This window comes from Alkalibacterium sp. s-m-28 (assembly GCF_054658175.1).
The window spans coordinates 1-371 of record NZ_BAAGIQ010000307.1 but is presented as its reverse complement, the minus strand read 5'-3'; the positions used below and the strand labels follow the sequence as shown (position 1 = coordinate 371).

General features: G+C 35.0%; 1 protein-coding gene. It reads left to right on the top strand.

Features of this window, described 5'->3' with window-relative positions:
• The first annotated feature begins 182 nt into the window (after nt 1-182).
• On the top strand, nt 183-356 hold the full coding sequence (locus tag ACYQ4S_RS12445; protein ID WP_459771491.1) for a ribbon-helix-helix domain-containing protein: 174 nt from the start codon (nt 183-185) through the stop codon (nt 354-356).
• The last annotated feature ends 15 nt before the right edge of the window (nt 357-371 follow it).

Here is a 371-nt window from a genome sequence, read left to right as displayed (position 1 = left end):
GAACTCTTCAAGCCATTTTTAAAAGAAAATCAGCTGAATCAAATATCAAAAGCGGCATAATAATCGGTACCAAGTCAATGACACCAAGGGTCAAAGGCTATTTTTTAACTGCAAAACTTGAGTTATAATCTATTCTCTTGACTTACCCCCATAATGCTTTTAGTTTTCTACTTGATTATACCGTGAAAATAACGTACAATCAAGTCGGAGGTGAACATATATCTTACAAAGAACGCGTAGAAACACGCATGCCAAAAATCATTTTAGAAAAAGTAGACGCCTATCAAAAAGAAAATGGACTGCCGACAAGAACAGCAGCTATCCTCGAACTAATAAGAAAAGGTCTTGAAAAATAAATTCAAGCTATCGCT